The organism is Candidatus Wallbacteria bacterium (genome assembly GCA_028687545.1).
In the GTDB taxonomy this organism is placed as follows: domain Bacteria; phylum Muiribacteriota; class JAQTZZ01; order JAQTZZ01; family JAQTZZ01; genus JAQTZZ01.
Genome location: JAQTZZ010000051.1, coordinates 1 through 17,940, shown reverse-complemented (window position 1 = coordinate 17,940; position 17,940 = coordinate 1). Strand labels below are relative to the sequence as shown.

Genomic DNA, 17,940 nt, shown 5'->3' with positions numbered 1-17,940 from the left:
TGCAAGCTAACAAGCGCGACTTACTTAAGACAGGCAAATTATCCCTTTTTAAAACGCAGAAGCCTTGGTGGGGTGGCCAGGGGTAACTTTTTGGCGCACTGAGCAAAGCGAAGGAGAAAAAAAGTTATCCCAGGACAGGACCCGCCACAAATCATAGCCTATGTAAAACATCTGGCTGCACACCACCATAATTTGCCAAGTTCAAATGGCTTTGTTAAAGATTAATATGGAAAATTTGCCAAATTCAAGCTCAGTACATGAGCAGAATTTCGCCAGTTTCCGTAATTCAGAGTCCAGCGGCCTGCTGATTTCCCTGAACTCGCTAAACCATGGTTCAAAAACCAGATTCTTTACAACGAACTGTTTCTTCGCTCTGTCAGCCTTAGGGTCAAGCCTGCCCACCAGCCTGTTTTTCCAGAGAATCGGCAGGCAGTAATAGCCGAATTTCCGTTTAGGGGGCGGAACATAGCATTCGATGGTATAGTCGAAATCAAAGAGCTTTCTGAGCCTGTCCCTCTGGATCACGAAATTATCGAAAGGATTTAGAAGATACAGGTTATCTGCTGAATTCTCTTTGGAACATTTTTCTGTGGAAGGCAGCATGAAGTATTCAATTTTATCCAGACCGGAAACCTTCACTTTCAATACTTTTTTCCCTGAAACCATTTTTGTCAGGGATTTTCTGAGCAGCGCTTTTCCTGCAGCATGGATGTGATTGATGATTTCAGATTCAGTAGCTATGCCATATGCCTGGAGAGCTCTCCTGATGAAGAATTCTCCCATCTCTTTTTCGGTCGGGGGGCTCAGTTCCAGATCCCTGGGCAGAAACCGCTCAGGCAGATCGTAGATCTTCTGGAATCCGGTTCTTCCAGCCACCACGAGCCTGCCCTGCCAGTAGAGCACTTCCAGAGCGACTTTGGCGGGTTTCCAGTCCCACCAGGTGCCACGTTTACGGTCTGAGTCAAAATCCTTGGAACTGAGCGGCCCTTCCTCCCTGACCCTCTGCAGCACAGGTTCCAGCAGATGCCCGTATTTCCGCACCCATTCCCTGGCCCAGGCGCTGCGTGTCGCGTAGCTCTTCATCATAGGCAGATAAAATCTGAAGTCGCTGATCGGGAGGTATGATGCGGCGTGTCCCCAGTATTCGAAGATCTTCTTTTCTTTCCTGGTCAGGTCGTCCAGCAGCTCCTCATTGTAACGAGGCACCCTGGACCAGAAAGTCAGGTGATGGGCCCTGCTGATCACTGAGATAGTGTCGATCTGGACATAACCTATGCGGTCAAGGGTTTCCAGCATGCCTTTTTTACCCGCAGAAAGCTTTTCTCCGGAGAGAAATTGCGCTTGAAGAGCTATACTGCGGGCCTGTTCCAGAGTGAATTTCTGCATAACAAATCCAGACTTCAGTTTTCCTAACAGGTTACTCGAATTTTCAGGTCCGGTAAATACCGGAGAGTCAGCCGCTGATCTGCTGCACGAAATCTGCGAAAGAGGCTTTCGCGGCTTCAAAGGATGCCTTGACCTGTCCAAGACTTTCACCGGAGACATCCTGCTCGAGCGATTCGCAGGCCATGTTGTATTGAGTTACTGCAGCGCAGATATCCTGAAAAGCCTGTGCAAGGTTGAGCCGTTCATTCCCTTTGGACTGAAGGATCTGCTGGACAGCCTTCAGAATGAAGCTGGAGCTGGCCGAATTCCGCTGAAGCAGTGTCCTGCACTTTGTCTTGAGCATGGGAAGCTGTGCCGGCGTGGCCTCGGCCTGATCGATTGTCCTCTCGATTTCCGTGTCGTTCGCCTTCACGTCCCTGATGTAATTATCCCATGTTGCGAATAGCTCGTCCTGGGTATTGCGGCCTATGGAGGTGTTGTCACTGCATTCTGACTTGCCCCTGCCGGAAATCTGCGTATTTAATTTTGCCGTGTATGTGTAATCCAGAATATAGGCGGTGTCATATCCGTCCAGAGTCATTTTTGCTGTTTTTGGAGGAATGTCCTGCGAAGAATTCAGGATCAGTTCGTCCACATACGAGGTGATGAGGGTAAGCGTGCTTCCGTTGTTGTAATTAAGATTCATTTTCCTGACCAGGGCGTCCCTGGCATCGTCGAATGCCGTCACGTATGCTGCCGCTGCATCCAGATAAGCGCTGTTGTAATCCTTTTGCATTGTGGCAGTTTTTGTGACAGAAGTCAGGATGACGTCATTTGCTCCATCCTGGCGGACATCGACTTTGACATACCCGTAATACTCACCTGCCATCAAACTCTGTGCCGTGAACATCACTGCCAGTACCATGATTTTGCTGATCTTCATATTCCCCCCTTATACTCTTTCGTGCCCTTCGGCATCTTTTTCCTGATGCAATTATGGGAATTCATGAACTCTTTTTCAAGTTACAAATTCCTGCAAGAGTAAACTTCAAAAATATGCGTGGAATTTTCTGAGAATGAAGTTACATTTTGCTGCGATGCTCGCTGTTTCCAGCCATAGGCCGAAAAATCAATGTAATTACTTCTCCAGGAATTCCAGGCTGACTGAATCATCGTCTTTCAGATCGAGGGATTCGCGAAGATTACGATCCGCAATTATTTCCAGCAGATCATCCGGATCTGCTATAATACTGAAGCTTCTGGTGACCAGCACCGGAATTCCTTTCAGCATTGCTTTATACAACCTGAATTTCAGGGGTCTTTTGACAAGTCCGTCAAGATCAAAAAAAGCAAGCAGTTCATCATCAAGAATCAAAATATCGTCCAGTTTAAGATTGAGAGTTCCCGGAAATGGGATAAAGCCAAGTTTATTCGCAATTTCATCTGTTTTGCAGGCAAGCTTATTTCCTGCTTTTCTCAAGCCTTTGGCCACCTTGCCGTTTACAGTCATTCCGCCTCCAGTTTATCGGTTTATGCTGTTCGATCTTATGAGTAAGATTTAAAACTTATGATAAATCAAATCCCCGGGTTTCAATACTGAAAAAAAATCCAGCAATTCCTTTTCTGTGGGTTTTTCCGGTTTTTCCATAAACCAGTGAGTTAAATTTTCAAGAAAGGCTGTATGAGCATTAAGGGTATGATTATCATTCAACAGGGCTATCTGGGCGTTTTTCAGGGATTGGCCGATTTTCTCGACTGACTGATGCGGGATTACATGATCATAATAACCATCCACTATGAAAATTGAGGTTTTAAGCTCTTTTTCTGCCAGTTTTTTTAAGCAATCGATATTTCTGACCGGAAGCTCTCCTTTTTTCCATATTTCATATAGTGCCGGAGAAGCAACCCTACCACTTGCCAATTCAAGGCCATAACTAAGGTTTGTCATTCCTTCATTGAAGTAAAACTCAGCTATTCTGACATTTACACCCAGATGTTCGGAAACCATCACCTCAAAAACCTCACTGGAATCCATGGAACTTAATTCCGGGCTCAATTCCCTGGCATATTCGATCAGTTTTTTATTTTCCGGATTCAGGTCATACACCACAAAATCATACTTGTGCTTTTCGATAAAGCGTTGATAAAGCTCCATATCTCCGGAAATCAGGCTGTTAATCAACATCTGGCACCTGGTCTCGTAACATTTATCCCAATATCTGTCATAACCCATCCTTTGAAGGAGGTAGGCAAATTTCTCTTTTTCTACCCCGTATTTTTCAGGTTGATTCAGGATATTTTCAACCAGTTCAGGCAGTTTCGGGTCTAAATCAGTCAGCCATTGTATGAAGTTGAATTCATTCAAATTGCGGTCTTTATTACTGTAAGTACAACCGGAAAGAAAAGCCCTGTCTGCTTTATCAGGATATTCAGCCAGATATTGTAGAGCCAGCATCGCGCCGCCGGATTCTCCCATAACAAAAAACTGCTGGTTAAGCGGCTTGAAATGTTCATAATAATCCTGCCTTACAGCCTCAGCATCCCTGATTATGTTTTCAGAGTCCAGGACCTTCCAAGCTTTCTGCCATTGAACATTTCCGGAAATCAGCAATTGCGGAATATAGGACTTGCCAAAGCCGCGGCAATAAAATCTTATGAAATTAAAATCAAGATTGGACAACTCTTTCAGCTCATCCGCCGAATAATGCACCGGCTGTTGCAAATCAAAAAAGTCCAGGACCACCGGCTTTTTGGGGTCATAATCCGAATTTATTTCATAATACATCGAAAAGTTTCCGCTTTCAGGACTCTGATAATCAAGCGGCAAGGTTATAAGACGGGAAAAACTTTTCTCTTCAGCATGCAAGTAAAACGAAAAAAACAGAAAAAAAACAAACAAAACCAAATTTTTCATTTAACTTCCTCCAACACTTTTTTTCTCATCACATTTTCTCCGGGTTTTGTTTCGCTTTACCCAATTATCCCTGATCTCGATTTCTTTTCAAGTTACAATCGGCTGCGTGTTCCCATCCCTGTGCTGTTGCTTGAGAATCGCAAGAAAATAAGGGGAACGATACTTTCTGATCAGGTTCGCTGTTTGGACTGGCGAGTGCGCAAGGCTGAATTCATCTGCAAACTTCCCGGAGCTGTCACAGCAGAGGTTCTGGAAAAACTCGCGCTGTTATTGCAAAAGTAAATAAGAATGGCTGGAGCACTGCTCAATCTGCAAGTAAGGATCTGGTTGATTAAAGCTGTGCTTCGCCCACTCCCTGGTCAATACGAATTGACGGCTGGATTTCCAGGCTTTGGCCGGCTTCGTCGATTTCAAACGCGCCCAGCGAACAAGATCGAGAACAGCCTTTCCGTCAAATGTAATGGATGATTTCATCTGCTCTCCATACTCATTATTTTCACGATCCTGCATTTCCCAAACTTTTCACAGCATATTCCAGAACCGTATCGATGTCATTGAAGTAATCACTTTCCGACTGATAAATGCAAGTGACAGGTTTAAGCGACAAATCGCTGTCGTATGCCGGAGTATTTACATTGATCCAGATCTTGAACGGTACGGAAAATTCGACTCCTGCGGATGGAATTGAAACGCGGAAGCCTTGTTCAGTGGAATAATTATTCCCACCCGTGTTGGAACCGATGAGCGTGCCGAGCTTCATTGCAGAAAAGCAGACAGCACAATCAAAAGCCGTGGAAAAGGTCTTTCTGCCTACCAGCAACTCCACTTCACCGGAAAACATCCGCTCAGCAGTCGGGGAAAATGCTTCGTAGGTATATTGCCGCGATTCTCCCAGAGCAAGGTCGGCGTCGAATTCGTAGCCGTAATCTTTGGCTTCCTGTGAACATTTGACTAGGACTCCATCCCAGAACTGCATCTTCCGGTCCGTGAGCCGACTCAGAAGATGTTTGAGATAACCTGTGCCGCCTCCGCCATTTTGCCGCAGGTCGATGATCAGCCGGTTGAGATTCTTGTCTTTGATTTCCTGAAAGCATTTATCCACAAATTCGTAAAAATATTTTTTCCCGCCAAAAGACTTAAGAGTCATCACTGCCACGTCATTTTTGATTGAAAAGCCAAAAGGATCCCCGTAATACCAGGGGGCCGGCGAAAATCTCAGGAGATCCTGGTAAGGTACACCAGTCAGGGTCAATTCGTTTTCCCTGGAAAGATCCCTGACAGTCAGTTGAAAGCTGTTGACGCTGCCTTTGACAAGATAATAGAACAGGAAAAAGTTCTCTGAGACATCGTCAAGCTTGTTTTGATTCGTATCGCCGTTTGCGAACTGGAGCATCTCTTCGATGAGGTCCTCGATTTTTTCGCCATTGATCCCGATGATGCGGACTTTTCTGTCGAACAGATCGGTTTTTTTCGTGTAAACGCCTGTTTCAGTGATCTCCACGTGCAAAGGCAGGAATCTGAAATCGTTGTTTTGCAGGAGAAACCTTGCTGCCATGGCGTCCGCCACATCCGATGGCAGGAATCCGGCGTGTCCGTCATTGAGCAGGGAGAGAAAGCGTGAAAAATGTTTTAAAAACAATCCGATATCCATTGTTTCGCTGCGGGACAAATCACCTTGAGCTATCGTTTTCAGATAATCACGCGCTGCCGCATAATCCTGGCGGTCTGATTTCACATAAGCCCGGTCCATCACTTCCAGTAGTGCGGAAAAGTCCTGCCTGGCCTTCTCCGTTAGTACTGAATTTGACTCTCTGATAAAGCTGCAATTGAAGTTCATTTTACCTGTAAAAGTCAGGTTCACTTCCCGAGTTTCGCCGTAAGACAGGACATTGTAAGTTTCAGTCTGCCCCTGGGGCTTGAAGGCGCTGTTCATGACTGTATTCAGCTCCTGCGGATCCTTGTATCCTGTGACGCAAGTGCCATTGACATTGAGCAGCAGGTCGCCGACTTTCAAAATGGAATCCGGAATATCGACTTTGCTGCTGATCATGATCCAGTGATCGCCTTCTGCCGCATTAACCGATAAGCTTAGCGACAGGATCGCCAACAATAAAAACAAAGATTTGATCACTCTGACCTCCGATTTTTTGCTCATGGGTTCTGTTTTCTTGAGGTAATTATTCACTAAGCAAGCAGGTGATTCCAGTTACAAAATGCTGCAGAGTCTTGGGAAGTTTGCAGGTAGGAAAATATAATTGAGCTTAACCGGTGCCGCGCAAAAAATTCAATGCTGAAAAAAGCCCTTGATAAGGGCCTTTTCTTCATTTTCTGTAATGGTCCGATACGGTGCTTTACTTTATGACCTTAGGCCCAAGGCCGCCAGGCATGCGGCTGTTGCATTTGGTTGATGTAAGAAAAGATCCGGCTCATATTTTTCAAAGAATGATTTGCAGCCGATTGTAACTGGAAAGTCCCGGAAATTTGGATATAAATAAAATGAAGATAAGCAGTTTTTGGAGGAAAAATGAATTTTACGGCTGTTAAGACATTGTTCCTGTTTTTCATGTTTCTGATCAATTTTCATGCCTTTGCCTGGAATGCTCCGTTAAGCCTCATCAATCGAATGACCGGATCTGGCAGCGCCGTTTCGAACGAAAATTCCGGACTTTTGACTCATTTAGCACCCTATCAATGTCCGATTTCAACTCTGGAAGTTAATCATAACAACTTTTCTTTTGATAAAATCGATTTAATCGATCAGACAAAATTGCGTGATCCGGATCTGCCTGCCGAATTTGACTGGCGTGATTTCAACGGGGTGACTCCGGTAAAAAACCAGGGGAGTTTTCAATCCTGCTGGGCGTTTTCAGGAATCGCCGCCCTGGAACACATGATCAAAATTGAAGACGGTATCGAAGAAAATCTTTCAGAGCAGGATCTTATCAACTGGAACACCTCTCATGGCGGGGGAAACGGGGCAATCCTTTCAAGAGCAGGTGATTATTTCAAGCTGCTTGGTGCTACTTACGCGAAAAATGAACCTTATCAGGCGCATGACGGAATAATCCAGCTTTCCCATCCCAGGGCTTACAAAATCATTGATGGAGGGGATTTTTTTGGGGAAGACCGGGAAGCCATGAAATATTGTGTTTATCATTTCGGAGCATTGATGACAATGATTGACGGAAATTTACTGCTTCAAAATTACACCGGAGGGATTTTCAATCTGAAATCGAACACCATTAATCACGATGTCCTGATCGTCGGCTGGAACGATAATCAGGGCTATTGGATCATCAAAAATTCCTGGGGAACAGGATTGGGCGAGAATGGGTATTTTCGGATTGCTTATGGTGCTGCGTGTATCGGTGCGGTTAATTATGCCATGGTTTACAAAGATCTACTTCTGAATTAAAGGAGAATCCAGAGTATCAGACTTACAGGTGGAGGAATTTCATATATTCGATCTTATACCCTGAACTTGTAATCGCTATCAGGAACGGCGTCTTATTCGCATACACCGCTTCAACCTTCGGCATCATGAATAAAAACGAACCGATCTCCATAAACCTTGCCAAAGCAACATTGAAAGTGACCTGCATTGGGGGATATGAAGTCATTACCCTTCGGGAAGGCCCGAATAAGGCTATACTTTCGAAAAAATTCATTCATCCGGCAGAATCATTCAAAAAGCTCCTCGCGGAAATCGATGATTACATGAGGGAAGGGCAGAAAAAAAGTATCCTGGAAAAGGCAGGAATAGTTCCGGATGAACTCAAGGAGACTACGAAAAGAAAATATTCTTGAACCGGAACAGCCAATCAATCTCCTCGATACAGAGTTTTGTATCAGGAGAGCAGGAAAATCGGCATTTCGGGCATTCAATCATGCGCTGATCATATCAGAATTCCGGCTTTGTCACGAAGCAGTCGTTCTTGATCAGTTCCCTAGGAGTATTTTCCGTTTTGGTAATTAAGTCAAGCCCGGGCAATGAAATCTGCCCACTCAGCTATGTAGAGGCTCTAAATTACTATTGATAATGAAAAGAAGCTGAAAAACCGTTCTGATTCTGCTGCACATTTGCTGCAACTTAATACTTCTGTTGTGGTTCGATACACCTATAATTAGCGTTAAGAAAACACAAAGTCATAAGTGGAGGTGCAAAATGAAAAGAAACAGAACTGGAACAATCACAAGGGGAATCCTGCTGGCTGTGTTGATCAAGCTGCTGTGCGGAACTGCTCATGCGTCAGATGCATCGAGTGCTGGCGCGGTGGAGGAAAAACTCCTTCCCACGGAATGTTCTTCCCAAACCCGTGATATCTATGACCCGGTAAGCGATTACATGACTGTCAAGACAATCAGTGACTCTATTCTGAGATCCGGACCAGGTACTCAGTTTGCCAGAGTGGTGACGCTTAAAAAGGGCACTTTGATCATGGTCATGATTTCAGACATCACCCAGTCCCAGGATCAGAGCCATCCTGCTGAATGGTATTTCGTAAATGGGGACGGCGCGAGAGGTTACATATATTCCAAACAGGTAGTCCAGGTCAAAAACGAACAGGAGACTGGTAGAAAAACCGCAGACTTGCATTACTGCTCAATATCTGATGCAGGAGGAGCTTCTGCATATCTCGATGCCGCCTCAGCATCCGTAGAAAAGCAGGAGGTTGCCATAGCCAAGCTTCCGAACGGGCTAAAGTGCTGGATCGTCTCCTCTCAAGGGGAAGCAGTGCAGATCGTTTGCGAAACCGGTGAAAAATACTGGGTCAACGTGTATGATGTGGTCAAAGAGCAATCCAGCCTGACTCCGCTGCCTCTGACGATGGAGTAAAGCTGAGGTCTCTTTTAAAGCCTAGAAACAATCTCAGAATTATTCAAAAAAGTCTTCCTCCATTAATAAGGAAGACTTTTTCTTTACAAACATTTACATTTCCATAAGAGATGCTTAAGACGAAAAAGAATATACTGTAAATATGAGAGAATTATTCCAGAGAAGTCAGAGATGAGCGGTTCTCGAAAACAAGAGACACTCATCTTTTTCAGTTCCTTCTGGTGGAATTTGATGTTCCTGGTTGTTGTTTTGCAGCTGGCAATCCATGCCTGGTGGCTTTATACCAGCGGCAACCCGAATTGGATCATGCCTCATCTTATATCCTGGCTTCATGACTGTATACTTCTTTTATCCTTTTACGCCATGACTCGAATTTTTCAGCGGATAATGAAAGACCGCCTGGATCAAAAATTGATTGAGAGAATCACCATCGCTTTCTGGATTCCTCTGATCTGCCTGCTGATTCTTTATCCACATTTTATCCCCGATTTTCTCCAATTTCCAGTCAACATCTTTTTGGTGGATACAGGTGCTTCTAAAACTTTTATCCGTGAGTTTTTTACCTGGAACGAACTTCTCACTCCTCCACTTTTTGTATTTCTAAGTATTCTTCTGCTTCAAAAAGTTCCTTTTTCCATCCCCATTAAGATTCCCTCGGTATTGTCTTATCTCTTTGTCTTTGCAGTGGTTCTTACTCTCATGAGTCCCTCACCCAATCCTTTTGTTTTCGGGGTTCAGGAGATTCTGATGGAAGTGCTTGGAGGAGGAAAGCGGGTAGTCCCGCCGCTGCAGCAGCCCCGAAATGCAAGCTCAGCCACAATAGAAAATAATTACCTTTCCCGGATTTTCAAGGACTTTCCAGGTTCTGATGCATCTTCTCATGTCCTTATCCTGGTCATGGAAACTGTCGAAAGTTCGCGTTTCGAAAAAGAGATTCTGCAGAACTCCCAATCTTTTCTGGGAAAACACCAAGACTATTTTCGCTATTTTTCCCGTTATTTCACTACTAATCTCGATAGTTTTACCAGTCTTCTGTCCATGCTGACTGGAATTTCCGTTCCGTATCCAGCATATTCTGATCCGGAGCGTTATGCAGGAATTCAAAAGGCTGATAATCTGGCAGCAGCATTTCGCCGGAGCGGGAAAAAGACCATGTTCGTCTGTACTGCTCAAAATCAGCCATTCATACCGGTTCGCGGGGAATGGGATCAGATCATCACGAGGCGTGAAATCAATCCTTCATCCTCCATGATCAGCATCGATTCTCCGCCGATCGAGGCAGCTTTGGAAGATCGCTCAGCACTTCCAGCCATAATTGACTACATGAAAAATAACCGGAATACGTTCATTCTTCAGGAATGTGTATTTGGTCATTCCCAGGCCTGGCAGGATAAAACCGGGATCACCCAACTGAAGTACTATGATCGATATGTCGAGGAATTGCTGGACAGTCTTCAGAAACAAGGTTTACTGGAAAAAACTCTTCTGATTCTCATAGCTGATCACGGCTCACGTCGGAATCCGGCTGATCCTGAAAATTACAGGATCCCTTTAATATTCTGGGGCGGCATGGTCAAACCTGGAAGAGATGATCGGTTTCTTTCGCAACTTTGTTTTGCCCGTCTGATCCGGGAACTTGAATCGCCCGATTCAGAGGAGCAAACTGACGAACCGATTCTGACTGTAGGACATTCCGGACAATGGGTATATGGTGAAATCCGGCCCAATGGGGATTGCCAGTTCATTGAAAATTCACGAGGGAAACTCCTGAGAAGCCAAGGAAATCTGAACCCTCTTGACTTGCAACAAAGATTTCAAAAATATTTAAACCAATTTACAGCACAATTTCCCGATTTTCGCTAAGTGGCCTTCCCTCCCAAGCAAGCGCACCCTGCCTGGCGCACAACAAAAGGGTGTGTCCAAAAAGTAGGACAGCTCCTTTTTACTTGTGCAGCAACCAGGCCGTATTTCTCCGACACTGCTGAGAAACTAGTGGTGTAGTCCTGGAAAATTGATTCCTAATCCGGCTCAAAGCCTGCATTGATCGTCAGATTCTTCATATCACGACTGGTGGCGTAAGGCACAAATCCCCTGGCACGTGCTTTGGTATAAAAATCCTTGATCAGATCTTTCTTGGTGACGAAGTCAACGCAAAAGACCTTTTTTCCGGCTTTGGCGATTGCGTCAAGGCTGGGCAGCATTTCCCCGGTAATTTTTGGGCTCAGCGACACGTCGCCGTCGTACCATGTGTCCTCTACGCAGATTCCACTGAGCACCTGCAGATAATTCTTGTCGCTGCATAGATCTAAACCATTGGAGGTGATGATCAGAAAATCGGGGGACTTGGATCTTGCGTATGCAGCGATCTCTGTTACAAGAGTGATCATCCGCTTATCCGAGTCCGGGAACTGAGATGTCCAGTCTTCATAAGCATAAATGAAATCCAGGTATATGCCGTCGAAGCCAGCTGCCAGGATTTTGTCCAGATAGCTGTTTGCCCCGAAAATGATCTTTTTCCAGTTTTCGTCCCAGAATTTAACCTTGCAATTGTCCGGCCAATCTGGGTCGGTGGTTCCCATCCAAGACGGTGGGTTGTCCTTCCATTCAGGTTTCCAATAATACCTGTAATTCTCTGCTTCCCCGATGCACAGGTAAGAGATCAATATTTTCTTACCGCCAGGACTGTTCTTCAACTGCTCGATCTGGCTGCGGGTGTATTCCCCGTCAGTATAGCCGTCGCTGGAATAATCCATTACCACTACGTCAAAAGCGCTGGCCCCGATTTTGGCCAGGTTCGGGTTCTCATACTGGATCAGAAAATCATTGGCAGCGGAAAAAGCGGTTTTTTTGTCGAAAGTCTCCACTGTTGCAGCAGCAGGAATGATCAGGCAGATTACCAAAAAAAGCATGAGCATCATTTTTCTCATGAAGACCCTCCTGGGATGATTTCATTGTTAAATTACATCACTTTATTATGGAAATCAATTGCAATGATTACAGATCGAGAGATTTGCCAAAGTCGAGATACTATTTTCTTTATAGATTCCTGTAGAAGGCGGGAGCAGTTTTTTTGTGTAACAGCCGGACTCGTCGGATGCGGATAAATCCGCAGCAATCAATCCAAAGAGTAAAAGAGCATACAGCCTGGCTCTTGTTTTCGTCATACCTGTCCTCCAGTTAACACTTCACCTGTACTTCCTATGTTACGTTACAAACATCGCCTCTTCAATGCTATAAATTCAACTTGCGTATTAAAAAACCGCCCAGGATCCCGGGCGGTGAATCATTACGTTTTGCTGCTCGCGCTTATCACGCGGCTGCTTCCTCCATTTCGGGTACTGCTTCAGCTTCTCCTGCTTCCTGAGCCAGCACCCTGTATGTTTTAGTGAACCTGAGCCCGATCGAGATCGCAGCTTCAAGCACGGCTGTGAACATCAGCACTGAATAAGCGCTGAATATGCCTGCCAGAAGAGCGCCCAGGGACACTGACACGATCGCCACAGGGCTGCCAAGAGTGGAAAAGGCTGCGAACACCTTGCCCCTCTTTTCGTCTGTAACTGTCTTCTGGACCGTGGTGTTCATTGTCACCACATGCGCACCGCCGATTGCCCCCAGAAATGCGAACAGCACCATGGAGAGCGGGAACCAGGGGCTGAACAGGAAGAGCAAGAACACCACTGCATCCAGCATCAGGATGTTCAGGTAGACAGTAAACCAGTTCCTGCAGGTCTTCAGATACATGCCCATGAACAGGCTGCCGAAAATCACGCCCGCGCCTGACGCGGAGATCAGCGAGCCCCAGGCCAGTTCTGCGCGGTCGCCGAAACCGAGCCCTGTCTTCAGGTGGAAATAAATCAGCATTCCCTGCATGGCCATGGCAAAGGTCACGAACAGGTCGATCATGGACATCATCCGCAGGCTCAGGCTGCCCCACATGATCCTGATCCCTTCCAGGAACTCCTGCGGCTTCCCGGCTTCATCCGTCTTGCCGGCATGCTTTTCTTCCACTCTGATGAAAGTCAGAAGCAGCGCTGAAACAAGCAGGGTCGTGCCGTCGATCAGGAAAGCCTTATTGGCTCCGATCAGTCCCACCACAGCAGCACCCATCGCTGAGCCCAGAATCATGGTCAGGCTGGAGACCGCTGTGGAAAGGGAGCTCATCAGCGGGATCTCTTCCTTTGTCACCAGATTCGGTTCAAAGGACATCTGGGCAGGCTGCCTGAATACATATACTAGCGAGCTGAGAAAACTCATCAGGTAAACTCCGCTCAAGCTGTTGATCAGGGCCGCAGAGACCACCAGCAGGCTGCCGGCCAGGTCGGATGCGATCATGACCCGCTTCCTGGAACACCTGTCGATCAGGATGCCTGCGATTGTGCCGAAGATCAGAAACGGTAATGCCTCGCAGACAGTCAGGAAGCCGAGATCAGTGATCTTTCCGCCTGAGATGTCGTAGACCTTCTTCAGCATCGCGAAATAGGTCGCCCTGCTGCCCAGCCTGGAAATGAATCCGGCTGCGATCAGGGTCATCAGCGGCTTGTTTTTCAGTAATGGTTCGTAATTCCTCTTATAGTTGCGTAACATTGAAAACATTTTTCCTCCTTTGCGGAGGCTCTACCTGACGAGCTCTCCGCTTTTTCTAATCGTCTTTGATCCAGTAATCAGATCCGGTTGCATTTTTTCTAACCATCTTTCTCTCTCCTTTAATCGAGATTCTGCTGCACTCACGGGATAACATGTTCATACTTTCCTCCTTTCGGTTCAGAACCGTAATTTTCTTATTTAAATCGGAACAGGTGCAAAGCGAATCAGCTGAATGAATCAGTCCGAAACGCAAATTCCCCTGTCCGAGGATTGTGCTTAGAGATTTTTGTTTGTAATTAGGTCAGCGATGTAAATAATGAAGAACAATCCTCATAGGGAAATAGCGGCATTCTATGCGTTGTTTATTGTTCATACCGCCCTCCACGAAGATTTGTTCTGATTCAATTAAAACATGTATCTGAGAAAATCGCAAGAAAAAAATCACTGTATCTGGCTTTTTTTCGCCTTGTCGCAAAGTTCCCTGATCGCCTGACGGGTGAGCGGGCCCAGGTCTTTCTGTTCCTGCGAGTAACTCCGGAACAGGAATTTCGCGTTCAGGGACCAGGTGAGATTCGCAAAATAGCGGGTCAGGTCCGCCCGTTTCTGATCAGGCAGTTTCCTGTATTCCTCGAAAGGATGCGGATGATCGATCGTGAAAACAACAGGGGTGCCGTAAACAGACTTGATCAGTTCAGTCATTATCTTGCGCAGCTGCTTGTCGTCATCGCCGGTCGGAAATCCTTTTTTGAACCAGTCCAGACCCCAGTCCTTGTTTGGAATGCATTCGATGTAAGCATCAGGCTTGTTTTTCAGTTCCAGAATCCAGTCCGCAAAGCCCCAGATATCGATGGAAACTTCGGTTCTGGCCCTGTCCAGCAGCTGCTTTCTCAGGCTGCCGATGAAACTGTCCAGGTTTTCGCGGTAAATATAGGCGAGGAAGGCTGGTTTTCCGGCAGCATTCAAGCCTTTCCAGGACCCGGATTTTCCCCATTCGCTCTTGAATGTCTCGGAGTAAGCCTTGCTCATTTTCAGAAAATCGCTGCGTACAATCCGGCTGTTGCGGAATACTTTGTCTCCGAAGTCTCCGAGATATTCCTTCCACCAGTTAGATGTCTTGTCTGCGTATTTTTTTCTCAGCCACTGAATGAAGCCATTGTCCCCCTTCAAGCCCAGAGTCCAGTCGTCATAATCGATCCTGCCGTTCGTCTCTCCGAAATGCAGCTCCACTGCCCCGAGCCGTGCCTGCTCCATGGCTTTCCTGATCAGATATTCCCTGAAACCCGGCGCAGAGAGAGAGCCATAGGACTGGCCGTCTTTCGCGATCACTTTGCCGTCCAGGCCAGTGGAGAGCCAGGTCATGTCAAAATCAGGTGATTTCAGATCCTGCTCATTCACGATCGAAAGAGAACCACCGCCTCCGAGCGCCATTCCATTCTTGCGTAAAGCCCTGACTTCCTGAGTGCGTTTTTCATACAGTTTATCCTTGTCAGGCTGACCCCAGCGGTACCAGGAGCGCAGCAGCATATCAGGCTTGAACTCCTCAATCAGTGCCAGTTCCTCAGGTTTTCCCCTGAAATCGTCCAGCCAGAGCAAGGCTTTTTCATAATTCCTGGCAAGATCGGCTGCATAAAGCATGGAAACGGTAGACAGGAATGCGGCCATAATAATATTTTTCATTTCTATTCCTCCAGGAAATTGTTGGTTAAAGACAGCTATGCATGTATAAAATTATACTGAAGTTTGTTGAAACTGCACGAAAATTTTTGATAGCTTGAATGCTGACCTTTTTGATGGTATAATTTAAATTGAAAGCTGTATCAAGTATGCAGGATGGGAAGATCAATTGAGTAAAATTTTACTGTTGTCATTAATTCTCTTCACAGTCAGTTCTTTTTCAGGAACAATCAGCCATCTTGATTTTTTAAAACAGGCCGGGTTGAACGGATCAATCAGAATTGACAAATCATACAGGGTTCCATCTGGAAACTTCCATACAACCGGTGAATTCGATACAGCTGAAGGCCTGATCGTCTGCTGGGACATTGAGCAGGAAGATCTTCAGATGGAGATGGTGAAGTTTATTGCAGAGGACACTCTGGTCTATGTCTGCTTCAAGGAAACAGTTGAAATCGAAAAGAAACTAAAGGCCAGCGGCGTAAACATGAAAAACATCAAGCTGATTCCACAGTCTTTTCTTATCTGGGTCAGGGATTTCGGACCGTTCTGGATCGTGAACGAGGACGGACGCAGAGACAAAGTTGTTCTCTTGAATTATTACGGAGAGGACGTGAAAAAACTGGCCGGGTATTTCCAGGCAACTGAGCACTCCTGCCCTATGGAAGAAGCTGGAGGAAACATGATGTTCGACGGCAGGGGAACGGCTTTCTGCTCCATTCACATGCAACAGGAAACCGCCGGGCAGAGCGAAGAGAAAATCAGGGAGATTTACCGCGATTACTTCGGTGCCGAACAGGTGATTTTTCTCAAACCTCTGAGAAAAGAAGGCACAGGGCATGTGGACCTGTACTGCAAACTGCTTGACAGCAACACGCTCCTGCTCGGGGAATACAGAAACAAGAGCGATGGGGTCGAGGGGAACAAGGAACTGCTGGATGAGAATTTCCAGACTCTGAAAAAGATAAAAGATCTTGCCGGCAAGCCCTACAGAGTGGAACGGATAGTCATGCCGAAATACAAGGAAATCCCGCAGGTGACTGGATCGGTTATCACAAACAGCTATCTCAATTCCCTGATCATTAACAAAAAAGTGCTGGTACCGGTGTACGGATTGGAAACCGACCAGGAAGCCCTGGAAACTTATCGGAAATTGATGCCCGGCTATACTGTAAAAGGATTCGACTGCAGGAAAATCATTGAATTGTACGGCGCAGTCCATTGCATCACCATGGGAGTGTACTCTTCCCAGAAAGCAATCCTGAAAGCTTTGAACGAAATGTCTGTGCCTGCCGGCTTAAACTGACCAGCAATTCAAGCGAACCAGATCAATAAAAAACCCCGCAGCCAGCGGGGTTCTTTTTTTTACTGACCAACTTAAACTTTATCAGTTCTGCCCGAAAATACCCTTCAGCCTGGTGTATTCGGCTTTCGCCCAGATGTTTCCGTTGAGAGCCTGATTCACCAGACCTTCCTTGAAGGAAGAAATCAGGTCTATGAAGGCATGGGAATTGGCTTCGGATTTCAGCACCTGAATTGAAGTCTGGTCTATGTTCTTGAGAAAGTCCATGGTAACTGTGCCGTTATTGTCTCCTCCGACAGGCTTGACTTCCAGCAGCAGGTCACAGGAATACTTGTAAACTTCAGTACCGTAATAATTATAGTCCGAGAGATACTTATTATAGAGGGTAAACCAGCTCTGATAGTCGCCTTCGCGGGAAGCAGGCCGCACATCCTTCAAAAAGACCAGGCCTTCCTTGTAGACGTCTGTGGCATAATAACAGTAGTTCTTAAGGGACTCATTCAGCCTGTTCAGCCAGGGCTGATAATAACCGACAGGGATACAGTCAGGTTCAGAGAGCTTGATCAGACCTAAGGCTGTGCGATAGGTCTCAGTAGCATAATAATAAAAATTATTGAGTTGTTTGATGGCAGTCTGTTCAAGCCAGACTGAATAATATTCGCCTCCGCCGGAGGGTTTTGCTCCAAGCAGCAGCCTGACCTGGTCTTCGTGCGACTGGTCAGCATAATATATGTAGTCATTGACCGACTTGTTGAACTGATCCAGCCAGCCCCGGTAATCGTTGCTGCTGCGGACAGTATCCATCCAGTGCATGATATCTTTTGTGCTCTGCCTGGCCCTGAGCTGCGGAATGTCTTGGCTGAATGCCTGCAACGCCAGCATCAGGATCACTACCAATGCCAGAAACCTGGTCATGAATTCCCCCCGATAGAAATATTAATTTAATCTTAACCGGATTATTAAGTATGTCAAGCACTGAATCAGGAAATTTCAGCCTATTCCGCATGGCAATTGAGAATTTATCAATCTCTTTTGAGAAGAACCCCGGGCTGTGATAAAATTTTATGAAAAAGGAGGGCCTGATGGAAAACATACTCAAGCGCCGTTCGATCCGCAAGTATCTGAAAAAGCCGGTGGAAAGGGCCAGAATCGACGAGATCCTGCTCGCAGGCATGGCAGCGCCTTCAGCAATGGGCACTGAACCCTGGAAATTCGTAGTGATCCTGGATCAGAAACTGCTGGCTAAGGTTCCTGAAGCCCATC

General features: G+C 46.1%; 17 protein-coding genes. 6 read left to right on the top strand and 11 right to left on the bottom strand.

Annotated features, from left to right (window positions below; translation table 11 throughout):
• Positions 1-201 precede the first annotated feature (201 nt).
• The 6 genes from PHW04_15675 to PHW04_15650 form a co-directional block, all read right to left on the bottom strand.
• Positions 202-1,386, bottom strand: a complete 1,185-nt coding sequence (locus PHW04_15675; GenBank protein ID MDD2717328.1) for a crosslink repair DNA glycosylase YcaQ family protein — start codon at positions 1,384-1,386, stop codon at positions 202-204.
• 67 nt (positions 1,387-1,453) lie between these two features.
• Positions 1,454-2,308, bottom strand: coding sequence for a hypothetical protein (locus PHW04_15670; GenBank protein ID MDD2717327.1), 855 nt, complete (start codon positions 2,306-2,308; stop codon positions 1,454-1,456).
• Between the two features lie 195 nt (positions 2,309-2,503).
• The gene (locus tag PHW04_15665; protein MDD2717326.1) at positions 2,504-2,875 is read right to left on the bottom strand and encodes a DUF120 domain-containing protein; all 372 of its coding nucleotides are present in this window, start codon (positions 2,873-2,875) and stop codon (positions 2,504-2,506) included.
• A 48-nt stretch (positions 2,876-2,923) separates the two neighbouring features.
• The gene (locus PHW04_15660) at positions 2,924-4,279 is read right to left on the bottom strand and encodes an alpha/beta hydrolase (GenBank protein MDD2717325.1); all 1,356 of its coding nucleotides are present in this window, start codon (positions 4,277-4,279) and stop codon (positions 2,924-2,926) included.
• A 267-nt stretch (positions 4,280-4,546) separates the two neighbouring features.
• On the bottom strand, positions 4,547-4,753 hold the full coding sequence (locus PHW04_15655) for a hypothetical protein (protein MDD2717324.1): 207 nt from the start codon (positions 4,751-4,753) through the stop codon (positions 4,547-4,549).
• Between the two features lie 22 nt (positions 4,754-4,775).
• Positions 4,776-6,410: a S41 family peptidase gene (locus tag PHW04_15650; GenBank protein ID MDD2717323.1), complete on the bottom strand. Its 1,635-nt coding sequence runs from the start codon at positions 6,408-6,410 to the stop codon at positions 4,776-4,778.
• A 393-nt stretch (positions 6,411-6,803) separates the two neighbouring features.
• Between PHW04_15650 and PHW04_15645 the strand changes: the two genes are divergently transcribed.
• The 4 genes from PHW04_15645 to PHW04_15630 all read left to right on the top strand — a co-directional run bounded on the left by PHW04_15645 (position 6,804) and on the right by PHW04_15630 (position 10,979).
• Complete coding sequence (locus PHW04_15645; GenBank protein MDD2717322.1) at positions 6,804-7,694, top strand: C1 family peptidase; 891 nt, start codon at positions 6,804-6,806, stop codon at positions 7,692-7,694.
• Between the two features lie 125 nt (positions 7,695-7,819).
• Positions 7,820-8,086 (top strand): hypothetical protein, encoded by a 267-nt coding sequence (locus PHW04_15640; protein ID MDD2717321.1) that lies wholly within the window; start codon positions 7,820-7,822, stop codon positions 8,084-8,086.
• Between the two features lie 358 nt (positions 8,087-8,444).
• Positions 8,445-9,116 carry a hypothetical protein gene (locus PHW04_15635; protein ID MDD2717320.1) on the top strand — a complete coding sequence of 224 codons (672 nt, stop codon included), beginning with the start codon at positions 8,445-8,447 and terminating at the stop codon, positions 9,114-9,116.
• Positions 9,117-9,479: 363 nt separating this feature from the next.
• On the top strand, positions 9,480-10,979 hold the full coding sequence (locus PHW04_15630) for an alkaline phosphatase family protein (GenBank protein ID MDD2717319.1): 1,500 nt from the start codon (positions 9,480-9,482) through the stop codon (positions 10,977-10,979).
• Positions 10,980-11,134: 155 nt separating this feature from the next.
• Here PHW04_15630 and PHW04_15625 read toward each other — a convergent pair whose 3' ends face one another.
• The 4 genes from PHW04_15625 to PHW04_15610 all read right to left on the bottom strand — a co-directional run bounded on the left by PHW04_15625 (position 11,135) and on the right by PHW04_15610 (position 15,377).
• Entirely contained in the window at positions 11,135-12,043 is a 909-nt protein-coding gene (locus PHW04_15625; protein MDD2717318.1) for an endo alpha-1,4 polygalactosaminidase, read from the bottom strand.
• 54 nt (positions 12,044-12,097) lie between these two features.
• A complete protein-coding gene (locus tag PHW04_15620; GenBank protein MDD2717317.1) occupies positions 12,098-12,280 on the bottom strand; it encodes a hypothetical protein in 183 nt (60 codons plus the stop codon).
• Positions 12,281-12,425: 145 nt separating this feature from the next.
• Positions 12,426-13,709, bottom strand: a complete 1,284-nt coding sequence (locus PHW04_15615) for an MFS transporter (GenBank protein ID MDD2717316.1) — start codon at positions 13,707-13,709, stop codon at positions 12,426-12,428.
• 432 nt (positions 13,710-14,141) lie between these two features.
• Positions 14,142-15,377, bottom strand: a complete 1,236-nt coding sequence (locus tag PHW04_15610) for a hypothetical protein (GenBank protein MDD2717315.1) — start codon at positions 15,375-15,377, stop codon at positions 14,142-14,144.
• 166 nt (positions 15,378-15,543) lie between these two features.
• On the opposite strand from PHW04_15610, the gene PHW04_15605 reads away from it, so the two are divergent.
• Positions 15,544-16,680, top strand: coding sequence for an agmatine deiminase family protein (locus tag PHW04_15605; GenBank protein ID MDD2717314.1), 1,137 nt, complete (start codon positions 15,544-15,546; stop codon positions 16,678-16,680).
• Between the two features lie 81 nt (positions 16,681-16,761).
• Here PHW04_15605 and PHW04_15600 read toward each other — a convergent pair whose 3' ends face one another.
• A complete protein-coding gene (locus PHW04_15600; GenBank protein MDD2717313.1) occupies positions 16,762-17,592 on the bottom strand; it encodes a hypothetical protein in 831 nt (276 codons plus the stop codon).
• Positions 17,593-17,741: 149 nt separating this feature from the next.
• Here PHW04_15600 and PHW04_15595 point away from each other — a divergent pair.
• Positions 17,742-17,940 (top strand): nitroreductase family protein (locus PHW04_15595; protein ID MDD2717312.1); only part of this gene is annotated, 199 nt, incomplete at its 3' end.